Source organism: Comamonas sp. CAH-2, assembly GCF_009668305.1.
Classification (GTDB): Bacteria; Pseudomonadota; Gammaproteobacteria; order Burkholderiales; family Burkholderiaceae_C; genus Comamonas; species Comamonas aquatica.
In genome coordinates this window covers 65876-79986 of the sequence record NZ_VSWF01000008.1, presented here as the reverse complement: position 1 = coordinate 79986, position 14111 = coordinate 65876, and the positions used below count along the sequence as shown (strand labels likewise).

Genomic DNA, 14111 nt, shown 5'->3' with positions numbered 1-14111 from the left:
TCAACCGTGCGGCACCAGCAGGGGGTACAGCGACAGCAGCAGCAAGGCGGCCATCACGCCGTTGAACACCTGCAGCGCGCGCGGCGACTGCATCCAGCGGCCGATCACCGTGCCGAACAGCGTCCACACGCTGATGCACGGGAAGTTCACCACCAGCATCACCAGCGTGCCCAGCAACAGGCTGGGCCAGTAGCTGCTGGGGGTGGTGTAGGCCGCCACCACACCCACGGACATCAGCCACGCCTTGGGGTTGACCCACTGGAACGCCGCCGCCTGCCAGAAGCCGAAGGGCTTGCCCTTGGCATCGGCAGTGCCCGCCTGTCCCGATGTGGCGATCTTCCAGGCCAGCCAGACCAGGTAGGCCGCGCCCAGGTACTGCAGCACCGTGTACAGCTGCGGCAGCTGCTCGAACAGCGCGCCCAGCCCGGCGCCCACCAGGAACAGCATCAGCGAACACCCGACGGTGATCCCCAGCATGTGCGGCATGCTGCGCTGGTAGCCGAAGTTGGCCCCCGAAGCGGTCAGCATCACATTGTTGGGGCCCGGCGTGATGGAGCTGACAAAGATGAACGTGGCCAGCGGCAGCAGCATGGAACCGGTGGACACATCGAGCGCGAGATTCATGGCGAGCACCTTCTTGGAGGTTGAAAATCAAGGCTTGCATGCTACGGCGCTTCACCAGTACAGTACCAATACAGTTCACCAGCTCACTACACCCACTGTATGGATCCAAACACCCGGCCAGTTCGCAGCAGCAGCACCCCGGCCCGCGCCCTCAGCGCCAACGACCTGGGCTGGCACCCCCAACGTGGCCATGGCCTGCCGCCGCTGGTCGACCAGTTGGTCCAGCACTGCGAGCAACTGCTGCGCAGCCACAGCCTGCGCGCGGGTTCGCGCCTGCCCTCGGTGCGGCAGCTGGCCGATGGCAGCGGCGTCAGCCGCGACACCATCGTCCAGGCCTACGACCGGCTGGTGGCCCAGGGCCTGGTCGGCTCACGCCCCGGGGCCGGCTTTTTTGTCAGCGCCCAGCGCAGCCCCACGCTGCGCCGGGCCGCGGCCAGCGCTACGCCCACACTGTCGGCCGACAAGGCGTTCGACACCCCCTTCCTGCTGCGCAGCATGTTCCGCACCCAGGACGACGTGCGCTTTGATGGCAGCACCGGCCTGCTGCCCCACAGCTGGATGGACCACGGCATGCTGAATGCCGCCGTGCGCGCCGTGGGCCGCAGCGCGGGCGCGCAGTTGCTGGGCTATGGTGCGCCGCAGGGCTATGCGCCGCTGCGCCAGCAACTGGCGGCCTACCTGCTGACCCAGGGCGTGGCGGTTGACCCCGAGCAGGAGCTGATGACCGTCACCGGCGTCACCCAGGGCATGGACCTGGTGCTGCGCAGCCTGCTGCGCGCCGGCGACACCGTGCTGGTGGAGGACCCGACCTGGTTCATGGTGTTCGGGCTGCTGCGCTCCATCGGCGTGCAGGTGCTGCCGGTGCCGCGCCGGCGCGACGGCCCGGACATGGAGGTGCTGGAGCGCCTGGCGCGCACCCACCGCCCCAAGCTATTCATCACCAACACCGCCGTGCACAACCCCACGGGCTTCAGCCTGACGCTGGCCGCCGCGCACGATGTGCTGCGCGTGGCCGAGCAGCAGGACTTCCTGATCCTCGAAGATGACACCTATGCCGACTTCCACCCCGGCCAGCCGGTGCGCCTGGCCACGCTGGACCGGTTGCGCCGCGTCATCCTGATCGGCGGTTTCTCCAAGACCCTGGCCGGCAGCCTGCGCGTGGGCTACCTGGCCGCGGCCCCCGAGCGCCTGCGCGCGCTGACCGATGCCAAGCTGCTCAGCGGCCTGACCAGCCCGGAGCTGGGCGAGCGCGTGGTCCACCGCATCCTGGCCGAAGGCCAGTACCGCAAGCACGTGCTGCGCCTGCGCGAACGCCTGGACAGCACCCGCCACCGCTGCCTGCGCCTGGTGGAAAGCCTGGGCCTGCGCTTGCACCAGGAGCCGCTGGCCGGCATGTTCGTCTGGGTGGACACCGGACAAGACACCGAAGTGCTGGCCCGCAAGGCCGCCGGGCAGGGGCTGCTGCTGGCGCCGGGGGTGCTGTTTTCGGCCGACCAGCAGCCGTCGACCATGCTGCGCCTGCCGGTCTCGCTGGCGGACGAGCCGGCCACCTTGCAGGTGCTCAGCGCCCTGCTGGCCAAATAAGCCTCAAAACGTGCTCTGGCGCTTACTGCAACAGCGCCAGCAGCTATGGTTTTCGCCACACGCGACGCTGACCCCGTGGCAGCAGACGGCCGATCAAACGGGACAAATCCGCGCTTCTCGCGCCACCGCTGGGATTGCGGGCGGCGCCTAATAGCGGTTACTCACGTTCCACACCACAACCACGGGAAGTCACCTGCATGGGACTCAACAACCTCAAAATTGGCCGCCGTCTGGCGCTGTCCTTCGGCCTGGTTCTTCTGATCACCGCCACGATTGCGGGCCTGGGCATCTGGCGCCTGCAAACCCTGGGCCAGGCCATGGACCAATTGACCCGCGAAGACAGCCAGCGCCTGCAGGCCACCAACGAATGGCGCCAGGGCATCGAGTTGAACTGGATGCGCACCCGCGCCGCCATCCTGAGCCCGGACGCCCACCACTTTGCGGAGCTGCAAAAGGAGATGGCCGAGACCTCGAAGTCGGTCGATCAGCTGCGCACCACCATCGAAGGCCTGATCCGCACCGAGGCGGGGCGCCAGTTGGTGGTCAACATCGACAAGGCGCGTGCCGCCTACCGTGACCCCCGGGCCGAGCTGCTCAAGCGCCGCGCCGCGGGCGAGGACGTGTCCGCCGCCCTGGACCAGCAGCTGGTGCCGCTGGCCGAGGCCTACAACCAGTCCATCCGCCAGTTCGAGCAGCGCCAGCAGATGCTGTACGAACAGACCCGCGACGCCGCCACGGCGCAGGTCCATCAGAGCCAATGGATCATGCTGGTCTGCACGGCCATCGCCCTGCTGACCGGCGGCGTGGCCGCCTGGCTGCTCAGCCGTTCCGTCACCGGCCCTCTGCAACTGGCCGTGCGCAGCGCCGAGCAGATTGCCGAGGGCGACCTGACGCAATCCATCGCGGTCCAGGGCCGCGACGAGACCGCCGCCCTGCTGGGCGCCCTGCAGCACATGCAAACGCGGCTGGCGGAGGTGGTATCCGGCGTGCGCAGCAATGCCGAGAGCGTGGCCACGGCCAGCGCACAGATCGCACAGGGCAACAGCGACCTGTCCAGCCGCACCGAAAGCCAGGCCAGCGCCCTGGAAGAGACCGCCGCGTCCATGGAGCAGCTGGGCACCACCGTACGCCAGAATGCCGACAACGCCCGCCAGGCCAACCAGTTGGCCTTGACCGCCTCCACCGTGGCGGCCCAGGGCGGCGAGGTGGTGACCCAGGTGGTGCACACCATGCGCGGCATCAACGACAGCAGCCGCAAGATTGCCGACATCATCGGCGTGATCGACAGTATTGCCTTCCAGACCAACATCCTGGCGCTGAACGCCGCCGTCGAGGCCGCACGCGCTGGCGAGCAAGGCCGTGGCTTTGCCGTGGTGGCCAGCGAAGTGCGCAGCCTGGCACAGCGCAGCGCCGATGCCGCCAAGGAAATCAAGCAGCTGATCACAGCCAGCGTTAATCAGGTGGACCAGGGCACGCAGCTGGTGGACCAGGCCGGCACCACCATGACCCAGGTGGTCAGCGCGATTGGCCGCGTCACCGACATCATGGGCGAAATCAGCGCCGCCAGTACCGAGCAAAGCCAGGGCGTGGCCCAGGTGGGCGAAGCCGTCACACAGATGGACCAGGCTACCCAGCAAAATGCCGCCCTGGTCGAGGAAAGCGCCGCCGCCGCCAGCAGCCTGAACAGCCAGGCCACGCAGCTGGTCAACGCTGTGGCGGTGTTCCGCCTGCCCGGCCAGGCCCAGCGGGCCACCCACCAGACCGTGGCCACCGCGCAGGGCCATCGCCCGCAGGCTCAGCGCACGGCGCCGGCCGCCCTGGGCCACAGCGCCACGCCCACCCACAGCGCCGATTGGCACGAGGCCTGAGCCGCAGCCGGCCGGCCCGCCGCGGGCCCCTCACGCGGTCGCGGCCCGGCGGGCCCTGTCGGCGCTAAGCGTCCTGGCGGCTGCCGCGTGCGGCGGCCGGAATGCCACGCGCCATGCGGGCGTTGTAGACAGTCAGGCGCGACAGCCCCAGCTGCTGCGCCACCTTGGCGTCCGAGGCCGTGCCCAGCAGGGCCACGGCCTGCGGGGTCCAGGCAAAGCCCGCACCCTGCTGCTCGGACCGCGAGGCCACGCCCAGTTGCTGGCGCCTGGCCACCACACTCGCCTTGCTCAACCCCCAGCGCCGCGCCAGCTCGGCATCGCTGTCGGTGCCCAGGGCCGCCTCCATCTCGGGCGTCCACTGCACATGGCCGAAGGCCGGAATGCCCAGGGCGTTGCGCTTGAGGTTCACGGTCTTGGCCGTGGTGCCCCAGCGTTCGGCCAGCACGGCATCCTTGTCGGTGCCTAGCTGCGCCAGCATCGCGTCCGTCCATTCCAAGGCGGCTTTGCCCATGGCTTTCCTCTTTGACCTATCACAAGCCCAATCAGGCTCCAACGCTGATGCAGCAAGCGCTGACAGCTACGAAAACAATCTCTTGGCGGGGCACATCCCGCCTGCCCTACCCGGGCCCGGCATGGCGCACGCCGCGCACGTGCACCGGCCGCCGCCACCTGCCCCCTGGTGCGCCCCCGGCGCGGGGGCCGTGTGCCCTCAGTGCGTGTGGCCCCAGTAGATCAGGGCATCGCGCCCCTCGACCGACAGCGACACCGGCGCGCCCACGGGCAGCAGCACCTTGGTGGCCACATGGCCGTACGGCAGGCCTTGCAGCACGGGAATGCGCAACTGGCTGCGCAGCCAGTCGATGACGCTTTGCAGCTTGTAGCCCTTGTCGTGCGGGGTCAGCTTGAACTCGGTGAACTGGCCGAACACGATGGCCTTTTGCTGGGCCAGCACGCCGGCGTGCAGCAGCTGGGTGAGCATGCGCTCGATCTTGTAGGGGTGCTCGCCCACGTCCTCCAGGAACAGGATGCCGCCCTGCACCTGCGGGAAGTAGGGCGTGCCCAGCAGCGAAACCAGCACGGCCAGGTTGCTGCCCCACAGGGTGGCGCCACCGTCGACGTAGAAATCCTCGGGCACAGCACCCGCCGGCTGCTTGGGCATGCGCCAGCCGGCCCCTTCGCCATGGCCGTAGAGCAAGTCGTCAAAGCAGTCCTGCAGGATGTCGTCCACCCCGTCCTTCGGGCCAAAGTCGGCGATCAGCGCCGGCCCGGCCCAGCTGGTGGCGCCGGTCTGCGCCAGCAAGGCGTTCTGGAAGGCGGTGAAGTCGCTCAAGCCGACGAACTGCGTGCCACGGGCAATGCTCTGGGCCACGGCGGCGTAGTCGATGCCGGGCAGGATGCGCGTCAGCCCATAGCCACCGCGGCTGATCAGGGCCACATCGGCGCCGCTGGCCGCTGCGCGGTGGATGGCGGCGATACGCGTGGCGTCGTCACCGGCAAAGCGCAGGTGGCTGCTCAGCGCATCGGTGTCCACCTCGACCTCGTGGCCCTGGGCCTGCAGGCGCTTGATGGCGCGGCGGAACGCGGCCTTGTCGCGCACCGCGCCGGAGGGGGAGTAGACGTAGATGTGCTTGGGACCGGGGCTGTGGTCGTGGCCGCAGCCATCCTCGCCCGGGGCATGGTGGTGGTGGTGGTCGTGGTCGCACTGCGCGCTGTGGGCATGGGCCTCGGCGTGATCATGGCCGCAGCCCGCCTGCCCGCCGCAGCAGGCAGGGTCGTGATCGTGGTCGTGTGCGGGCGTGGCGGGGGTGTTCTTCTTGGTGGAATGCGCCAAAGCGTTCCATGCCACCAGGGGGTGGCATGCTCCGTAGATGGGTTGGGGGTCGGTCTGGCTAGACGGGCGTCTTCGCTGTAGGACCAAAGTATTCCATAGCCCACTGCACGCTGGCTGCCGCCTGCGCCGGAACCAGAGGCGGCACTGGGGTCTGTACCAGCGCATCCGGGTGCTGCGCCAGGGCCGGCACGGCGGCCAGCCAGGCCTGGCGCCAGGCCGGCTCCGGTACCAGCGGGTGGCTGCGGCTGTGGCTGATGCGGCAGCGCCCCTGCGCCAGCCAGCCGGCCAGCAGCGCCTGCGGCACGGGCGGCAGCTGTGCCTGCACCCGGGGCCAGGCCTGGAGCGCAGCACGGTGCCCCGGCTGTGCAAAAGGGATAGCTAGTGGCGCAGACCCACTCTGCGCTGAAGGCCCAAAACCCGCTTGCTCCATGGCCTGGGCCACGTCCCAGCGCGGCTTGCGGGCCGCGGCCTGCAGCCATGCGGCCAGGGCGGGCGGCGGGCATGCATCGGGCCAGGCATCCATCAGCCAGCCCCCCCGCCAGCGCCCGGGCTGGGCCTGGGCCACGGCCAGCCCCAGGCGGGCGCCATCGCCCGCGCCCAGCAGCACCACCTGGCGCAGGTCCAGGTGCTCGACCAGTTCCTGCAGCACCTGGACATGCCAGGCGGCGCTGTGGGCCTGCTCGCGCTTGGGCTGGTCGCTGCGGCCAAAGCCCGGCAGATCGGGCACCACCACGCGGTGACCGGCCCGCAGCAGCCCCGGCAGCCCGTGGGCAAAGGCATAACCCCAGCTGGCGGCGCCATGCAGGCACAGCCAGGTCACCGGAGCATCGTGCGGCCCTTCGTCCACCACGGCCATGCGCAAGCCCGCCAGGGACGGCAGGTCGCTGCGCCACTGCGGGGCATAAGGCCAGTGCGGCAGATCGGCGAACGCACCGTCGGGGTGGCGCAGCGCCGTGTCCTTGAGCGGATGGTTGGCCAGGGCCACCGCTTTGTGCTGCGCCCGGCGCTGCTGAAAGAACTGCGCCAGCACGGCCGCACATTCCGGCGCCAGCACACCGCGCTCCACCCGGGTCTGGTGGTTAATGGCGGGATAGCCAAACACATCGAGCACCGAGCCCGCAGCCCCGGTCTTGGGCTCGGCCGCACCGTAGACCACAGCCTCCACGCGCGCATGTAGCATGGCGCCGCTGCACATGGTGCAGGGCTCCAGCGTCACATACAGGGTGCAGCCATCGAGCCGGTAGTTGCCCAGGCGCCGGGCGGCGTCGCGCAGGGCCAGGATCTCGGCATGGGCGGTGGGGTCGCCGCTGGCCAGCGGCGCATTCGCGCCCTCGCCCACGATCTGCCCGTCCTTGACGACCACCGCACCCACCGGCACCTCGCCGGCGGCGGCGGCTTGCTGCGCCAGACGCAGGGCATGGCGCATCCAATGGGCGTGGTCAGGGCGGGCAGCATTCATAGGCGCGCATTATCCCGTGACCTGGGACCGGGCTCAGCCCAGCAGCTTGATCAGCGTCTGAAGGAACACCGCATTCAGCAGGTCGATGAAGAAGGCCCCCACCATGGGCACGATCAGGAACGCCTTGTGCGATGGACCGTACTGGTTGGTGATGGCCTGCATGTTGGCCACGGCCGTGGGCGTGGCGCCCATGCCGAAGCCGCAGTTGCCCGCGCACAGCACGGCGGCGTCGTAGTCGCGCCCCATGGCGCGAAAGGTCACAGCAGCCACGTAGACCAGCATGGCCACCGTCTGCGCGGCCAGGATCACCACCAGCGGGCCGGCCAGATCGGCCAGCTCCCACAGCTTGAGGGACAGCAAGGCGATCGCCAGGTACAGGGACAGTGCCGCATTGCCGAACACATCGATGGCGCGGTCAAACACCTGGAAGCGGAACACATAGTCCAGCGTGTTGCGGATCAGCACCCCGCCGGCCAGCGCCCAGACGAAGGTCGGCAGCTGGAACGCCATGCCGGCGGTCACGCCCGTCATCAGTTGGGCGAAGGCCAGGCAGCCGGCAAACAGGGCCAGGGTTTCGATGGTCGCGTCGGTGGTGATCAGCCGCGTCTTGCGCGGCGACTCGAAGTTGTACGCCGCCGCATCCACCAGGCTGTCCGCACTGCCCGGCACCGCGGGCGGTCCCTGCAGCTGGTGGCGCCGGATCAGCCACTTGGCCAGCGGTCCGCCGACCAGCCCGCCGATCACCAGGCCGAAGGTGGCGCAGGCCATGCCCAGGGTCATGGCGCCTTGCACACCGTGTTCGCGCTCCAGCACGCTGCCCCAGGCCCCGGCGGTGCCGTGGCCGCCCAGCAAGGTCATGGAGCCGGCAATCAGCCCCACCAGCGGGTCCAGCCCCAGCAGGGTCGCCAGGCTGACCCCGACGGCGTTCTGCACCCCGATGAACACCGCAATCACCACCAGAAAAATGAGCAGTGCGCGCCCGCCCTCCTTGAGTTTTGAGAAGTTGGCACTCAGACCGATGGAGGAAAAAAACACCAGCATGAAGGCCGTCTGCAGCTCGCCGTCGAAGCTCAGGCGGTAGCCCAGCACGGCATACAGCAGGTAGCACAGGGCCGCAGCCACCAGGCCGCCGGCCACGGGCTCCGGAATGTTGAAGTTGCGCAGCCACCGCAGGTGCGCCACCAGCCACTTGCCCAGCAGCAAGACGATGACGGCACTAATCAGGGTGTAGTAGGTGTTGAAGTGCAGGTCCATGGCGGCCTCGACGGCAAAAAGATGCTGGGGAAAGTATGCCCTCTCCGCAGCCCGTCGCGGCCGCCCTGGCGCCAGGACCCGCGCGCAGGTGGTGCCCGGGTCAGCACAGGGCCACGGCAATACCCCCCGCCAGCCACCAACCAGGGCGGTGCGGGGATAATTCGCCCCCTATGTCTCTCCTGCCCCACCAACTCGAACTCTTGTCCCCGGCACGCAATGCCGAAATCGGCATCGAAGCCGTGAACCACGGTGCGGACGCCGTCTACATCGGCGGCCCCGGCTTTGGCGCGCGCGCCACGGCAGGCAATGAGACGCGCGATCTGGAGCGCCTGGTCCAGCACGCCCACCGCTTCGGCAGCCGCATCTTCATCACGCTCAACACCATCCTGCGCGACGATGAACTGGAAGGCGCGCGCAAGATGGCCTGGGACATGTACCACATCGGCGCGGATGCGCTGATCATCCAGGACATGGGTTTGCTGGAGCTGGATCTGCCTCCCATCCAGTTGCACGCCTCCACCCAGAACGACATTCGCACGCCCGAGAAGGCCAAATTCCTGCAGGACGCAGGCCTGTCCCAGATTGTGCTGGCGCGCGAGCTGGACTTGAAACAAATCAAGGCCGTGCACAACGTGCTGGACCCGCACACCACCATCGAATACTTCATCCACGGCGCGCTGTGCGTGGCGTATTCGGGCCAGTGCTACATCACCCACGCCCACACGGGCCGCAGCGCCAACCGCGGCGACTGCAACCAGGCTTGCCGCCTGCCTTATGAGGTCATGGACGACAAGGGTCGCATCATTGCGCACGAAAAGCACGTGCTGTCGATGAAGGACAACAACCAGACCGACAACATGCGTGCGCTGGTGGATGCGGGCGTGCGCAGCTTCAAGATCGAAGGCCGCTACAAAGACATGGGCTATGTGAAGAACATCACGGCCCACTACCGCAAGATCCTGGACGAGATCATCGAAGAGCGGGAGTTCTCGGACATGCCGCTGGCGCGCTCGTCCTCGGGCACGACCACCTTCACCTTCACCCCCGATCCGGACCAGAACTTCAACCGCGAGTTCACCGACTACTTCGTCAATGGCCGCAAGGACGACATTGGCGCCTTCGACACGCCCAAGACCCCCGGCCGCGCCGTGGGCTGGGTCACGCAGGTGGGCGACAAGTGGTTCGAGTTCGAGAGCCACGACAAGGCCGCCATCTTCAACAACGGCGACGGCCTGTGCTACTACGACCTGCAAAAGGAACTGGTGGGCGTGCACATCAACCGCGCCGAGAGCGTGCATGCCAAGAAGGGCATCTGGCGCGTCTTCCCCAAGGACCCGATTGCCGGTTTCAAGGACCTGCGCAAGGGTCTGGAGGTCAACCGCAACCGCGACATGAACTGGGTGCGCATGCTGGACAAGAAGTCCAGCGACCGCCGCATCGGCCTGTGGGCCGAGTTCCGGGAAACCGCCGACGGCTTTGCACTGACGCTGACCGACGAAGACGGTTGGGTGGGCCAGGCCACGATTGCGCAGGAACACCAAGCCGCCACCGATGCCAGCAAGGCCGAAGCCACGCTGCGCGAGCAGCTGGGCCGTTTTGGCGCGTCGATCTTTGCGGTGCACGACATCAACCTCTGCATCACCCAACCCTGGTTTGTGCCGGCCTCGGCCCTGAACCAGCTGCGCCGCGATGCGCTGCAAGCGCTGGAAGCCGCGCGTGCCGCCGGCTTGGTGCGCCTGCCGCGCGCCCAGCCCGTGGAGCCGCCCGCACCCTTCCCCGAAGACACGCTGAGCTACCTGGCCAACGTCTACAACCAGAAGGCGCACGACTTCTACGTCAAGCACGGCGTGAAGGTGATCGATGCGGCCTATGAGAGCAAGGAAGAGCTGGGTGAAGTCAGTCTGATGATCACCAAGCACTGCGTGCGCTACTCCATGAGCCTGTGCCCCAAGCAGGCCAAGGGCGTGATCGGCGTCAAGGGCACGATCAAGGCCGAGCCTCTGCAGCTGATCAACGGCAAGGAAAAGCTGACCCTGCGCTTTGACTGCAAGCCTTGCGAGATGCACGTGGTGGGCAAGATGAAGCACTCGGTGCTGAACCAGCATGCCAAGGAGATGCAAGAGTTCCCCATGCAGTTCTACCGCACCCGCCCTGCGCCCCAGGCCAAGGCCTGAACCCGGCTGGGCTGGGGCCAGCCTGCCAGCGACCTTGAGGCTGGCGCTGGCCCGGTGAAAACTCAGTCGACCGACTTGCGGGACGGTGCCTGGAACAGGGCCGCCACCCGGGGCCGACGCTCCGCCCCGCCTGCCGGCGCGGTGGGCCGCGGGGCCGCCGTGGCCATAGCTGGTACTGGTACTGGTGCCGCCGCACGTGCGGCCCTGGGGGGCCGCGCCGTTGCCGCCACGGGCTGGGCGGCCTCCCAGGCCGGCAAGGCCGCATACACCACGGCCGGGCCATGGGCATCGTTGGCGGCGTAACGCAGTTGTCCCTCGCTCAGGCGTGGCAGCGACCAGTTGCTGGTCGATTGCTTCTTGGACTTCTGGAAGTTCTGACCCAGCACCAGTGCCACCGCCGCGCGTACACCGGTGGACGCGCCATAGCCATGGCGCTTGAACACGCGGTCCAGGTCGACGATGTGGGCCAGCTCTGCCCCCAGGCGGCGCGGCAGGCTGGATTGGTCGTTGTCCAGACCAAAACCCACCTTGCAAATGCCCGGGTGGCCCAGCACCTCACGCGCCAGGGCCAGGGCCTGGGGGTGGTGCAGTTGCAAGATCCAGGCACGCTGGGGTGTGGCCAGCTGCACCACGTGGGGTCCGGTATCGACCTGGGCGACGTGGAACAGCGGCTTGCTCTCGGTGTCAAAACCCAGTGCGGACTGGGCCAGCAGCTCTGCGCGCGCCTGGGCGAATTCGACCTCGGTCGCAGGCACGACGATGGCCGCGTCCGGCAGCGCCTGGAAAGGCGGCAGCAGCTGGCTTTGTTCCTTGGTGGGGGGCTTGAGGCGGGACATGGTGGGCAAGTGTGCAGGCATCGGCCACCGCCCCGGCCAGCGGGTCCGGCGGCCGACAGCCGGCTTAGACGGGCAGACCCACCAGGTCGTGGCCCTGGGTGCCGACGATCTTCACGCTGATCAGCTCGCCGACCTTGTAGGTCTTGCTGGCCTTTTCAGGCGGCAGGATGTGGACCACGCCGTCGATCTCGGGCGCATCGGCGTAGGTGCGGCCCACGCCGCCCTTCTTGCCCAGGCCCACGGACTTGTCGACCAGCACCTTCATGATCTGGCCCACGCGGCGCTGCAGGCGCTGGGTGGAGACCTCTTCGGCCACCTGCATGAAACGGGCACGGCGCGCCTCGCGCACCTCCACGGGCAGCATGCCGGGCAGCTCGTTGGCGGTGGCACCTTCGACGGGGCTGTAGGCAAAGCAGCCGGCACGGTCGATCTCGGCCTCGCGGATGAAGTTCAGCAGGTGCTCGAACTCTTCCTCGGTCTCACCGGGGAAGCCGGCGATGAAGGTGGAGCGGATCACCAGCTCGGGGCAGATGGCGCGCCACTCGCGGATGCGATCCAGGTTCTTTTCGCCCGATGCGGGGCGCTTCATGCGCTTGAGCACATCGGGGTGGCTGTGCTGCAGCGGCACATCCAGGTAGGGCAGGACCTTGCCTTCGGCCATCAGGGGCAGGATGGCATCGACCGTGGGATAGGGATAGACATAGTGCAGACGCACCCAGGCGCCGTGCTGCTGGGCCAGTTGGCCCAGTGCTTCGGTCAGCTCCAGCATGCGGGTCTTGACTGGCTTGCCGTCCCAGAAACCGGTGCGGTACTTCACATCCACGCCATAGGCCGAGGTGTCCTGGCTGATGACCAGCAGTTCCTTGACACCGCCTTCGAACAGCGCCTTGGCCTCCTTGAGCACATCGCCAATCGGACGCGACACCAGGTCGCCACGCATGCTGGGGATGATGCAGAAGGTGCAGCGGTGGTTGCAGCCTTCGGAAATCTTCAGGTAGGCATAGTGCTTGGGCGTGAGCTTCAGGCCGGCTTCGCCAAAGCCACCGGGCACCAGGTCCACAAACGGGTCGTGGGGCTTGGGCAGGTGCTGGTGCACCGCGTCCATCACCTCCTGCGTGGCATGGGGGCCGGTCACGGCCAGCACGCTGGGGTGCACCTCGGCCACCATGTTGCCGCCTTCCTTGCCCGCCTTGGCGCCCAGGCAGCCGGTCACGATGACCTTGCCGTTGGCGGCCAGGGCCTCACCGATCGTGTCCAGGCTTTCCTTGACCGCATCGTCGATGAAGCCACAGGTGTTGACGATCACCAGGTCCGCGCCCTCGAAGGTCTTGGAGGTCTGGTAACCCTCGGCGCTGAGCTGCGTGAGGATGAGTTCGGAGTCGGTCAATGCCTTGGGGCAGCCCAAAGACACGAAGCCCACTTTCGGGGCGCTGTTTTCGGTGGTCATTGTGTGAATGCGTGTGGGGGATTGCGCCAGTTGCGCAAGGCCTGCGCACGGAGGTCCTCCGGCCGGCGAAATCAAGGCGCAATTTTAGCCAGCGCGCCCTGTTCCTGCCGGAGAGCCCCTGCATAGCCCGCGGTGCGCCGTGCCGACCGCCCGCAACCGCTCCTGTGCCGGCACGCGACTGCAGGGCCAAAAAACCGCAGCGGCCGCGTTGGCCCCCGGCGCGGACCGGCCACGGAAAACGGGCCCGCAGGCCCGTGGAAGCGTGGATGGCCGCCAATGCGGCCAGCCGATCAGCGCTTGATGCCGAACATGGCCATCATCTGCTCGGTCTGCTTTTGCATCTGCTCCTGCATCTTCTGCACCTGCTCGGCATAACCATTGCCCAGCATGGGGTTGGACATCTGCATCATCTGCGTCCAGGCTTCGCTGCCGCCCATGCCCGACTGCTCGGCCAGCTTGCTCTGGAAGTCGGTGAACATCTGCACGCTTTTCTCGATGTAGCTGCCCATGTAGCCCTGCATGGTGTGGCCATAGAAGCGGATGATGTTGGCCAGCATGGCCTCGGTGAACATGGGCGCGCCACCGGCCTCTTCTTCCAGGATGATCTGCAGGAAGATGGAGCGGGTCAGGTCCTCGCCGGTCTTGGCGTCCTTGACGACGATGTTCTCGCGCTCCATCACCAGCTGCTTGACCTCGGCCAGGGTGATGTAGGTCGAGGTGGCCGTGTCGTACAGGCGGCGGTTGGGGTACTTCTTGATGACGCGCTGGGCGGAGATCGAGGTGGTGGTGGTGTCTTGTGCGGTCATCGGCAGATTCTCGTGGCGGGGACGGTGGTGGGCGCAGTCGGCGCAGGCCCTATTCTAAGAATGGCTTTTCATGCCGCAGTGCAGCACTAACCCTGAATCGCGCCACCGTGCATCTTGAAAAAACAGGAGCTGGAAGCGCTGAAATTGCAGGCATTTCAGCATGCTTTAACCTTTAAAACAAGCCAGTACAAGCGTAGATTGCTATGGCTTCCTCATTTCGCACCTTCG

11 protein-coding genes are annotated in these 14111 nt (G+C 67.6%); 3 read left to right on the top strand and 8 right to left on the bottom strand.

Translation table 11 applies throughout. The features are described from left to right. Entirely contained in the window at positions 1-624 is a 624-nt protein-coding gene (locus FYM52_RS07425) for a LysE family translocator (RefSeq protein WP_042413175.1), read from the bottom strand. 99 nt (positions 625-723) lie between these two features. Between FYM52_RS07425 and FYM52_RS07420 the strand changes: the two genes are divergently transcribed. Further along, the gene (locus tag FYM52_RS07420; protein WP_154163631.1) at positions 724-2208 is read left to right on the top strand and encodes a PLP-dependent aminotransferase family protein; all 1485 of its coding nucleotides are present in this window, start codon (positions 724-726) and stop codon (positions 2206-2208) included. A gap of 197 nt (positions 2209-2405) precedes the next feature. Further along, the gene (locus tag FYM52_RS07415) at positions 2406-4076 is read left to right on the top strand and encodes a methyl-accepting chemotaxis protein (protein WP_154163630.1); all 1671 of its coding nucleotides are present in this window, start codon (positions 2406-2408) and stop codon (positions 4074-4076) included. 64 nt (positions 4077-4140) lie between these two features. Here the strand turns inward: FYM52_RS07415 and FYM52_RS07410 are convergent, their stop codons facing one another. From FYM52_RS07410 to gltS, 4 genes are all read right to left on the bottom strand, one after another. Further along, on the bottom strand, positions 4141-4587 hold the full coding sequence (locus FYM52_RS07410; protein ID WP_154163629.1) for a hypothetical protein: 447 nt from the start codon (positions 4585-4587) through the stop codon (positions 4141-4143). Between the two features lie 198 nt (positions 4588-4785). Further along, positions 4786-5907 carry an LD-carboxypeptidase gene (locus FYM52_RS07405; RefSeq protein ID WP_154163628.1) on the bottom strand — a complete coding sequence of 374 codons (1122 nt, stop codon included), beginning with the start codon at positions 5905-5907 and terminating at the stop codon, positions 4786-4788. Positions 5908-5965: 58 nt separating this feature from the next. Next, positions 5966-7366: a tRNA adenosine(34) deaminase TadA gene (gene tadA / locus FYM52_RS07400; protein WP_154163627.1), complete on the bottom strand. Its 1401-nt coding sequence runs from the start codon at positions 7364-7366 to the stop codon at positions 5966-5968. 33 nt (positions 7367-7399) lie between these two features. Continuing rightward, the gene (gene gltS / locus FYM52_RS07395) at positions 7400-8620 is read right to left on the bottom strand and encodes a sodium/glutamate symporter (protein WP_154163626.1); all 1221 of its coding nucleotides are present in this window, start codon (positions 8618-8620) and stop codon (positions 7400-7402) included. 170 nt (positions 8621-8790) lie between these two features. On the opposite strand from gltS, the gene FYM52_RS07390 reads away from it, so the two are divergent. Then, a complete protein-coding gene (locus FYM52_RS07390; protein WP_154163625.1) occupies positions 8791-10794 on the top strand; it encodes a U32 family peptidase in 2004 nt (667 codons plus the stop codon). A 62-nt stretch (positions 10795-10856) separates the two neighbouring features. Here FYM52_RS07390 and FYM52_RS07385 read toward each other — a convergent pair whose 3' ends face one another. The 3 genes from FYM52_RS07385 to phaR all read right to left on the bottom strand — a co-directional run bounded on the left by FYM52_RS07385 (position 10857) and on the right by phaR (position 13883). Beyond that, positions 10857-11630, bottom strand: a complete 774-nt coding sequence (locus tag FYM52_RS07385) for a 3'-5' exonuclease (protein ID WP_154163624.1) — start codon at positions 11628-11630, stop codon at positions 10857-10859. A 64-nt stretch (positions 11631-11694) separates the two neighbouring features. Continuing rightward, positions 11695-13077 (bottom strand): 30S ribosomal protein S12 methylthiotransferase RimO, encoded by a 1383-nt coding sequence (gene rimO / locus FYM52_RS07380; RefSeq protein ID WP_042413185.1) that lies wholly within the window; start codon positions 13075-13077, stop codon positions 11695-11697. 290 nt (positions 13078-13367) lie between these two features. Beyond that, the gene (gene phaR, locus FYM52_RS07375) at positions 13368-13883 is read right to left on the bottom strand and encodes a polyhydroxyalkanoate synthesis repressor PhaR (RefSeq protein WP_154163623.1); all 516 of its coding nucleotides are present in this window, start codon (positions 13881-13883) and stop codon (positions 13368-13370) included. Positions 13884-14111: the final 228 nt, after the last annotated feature.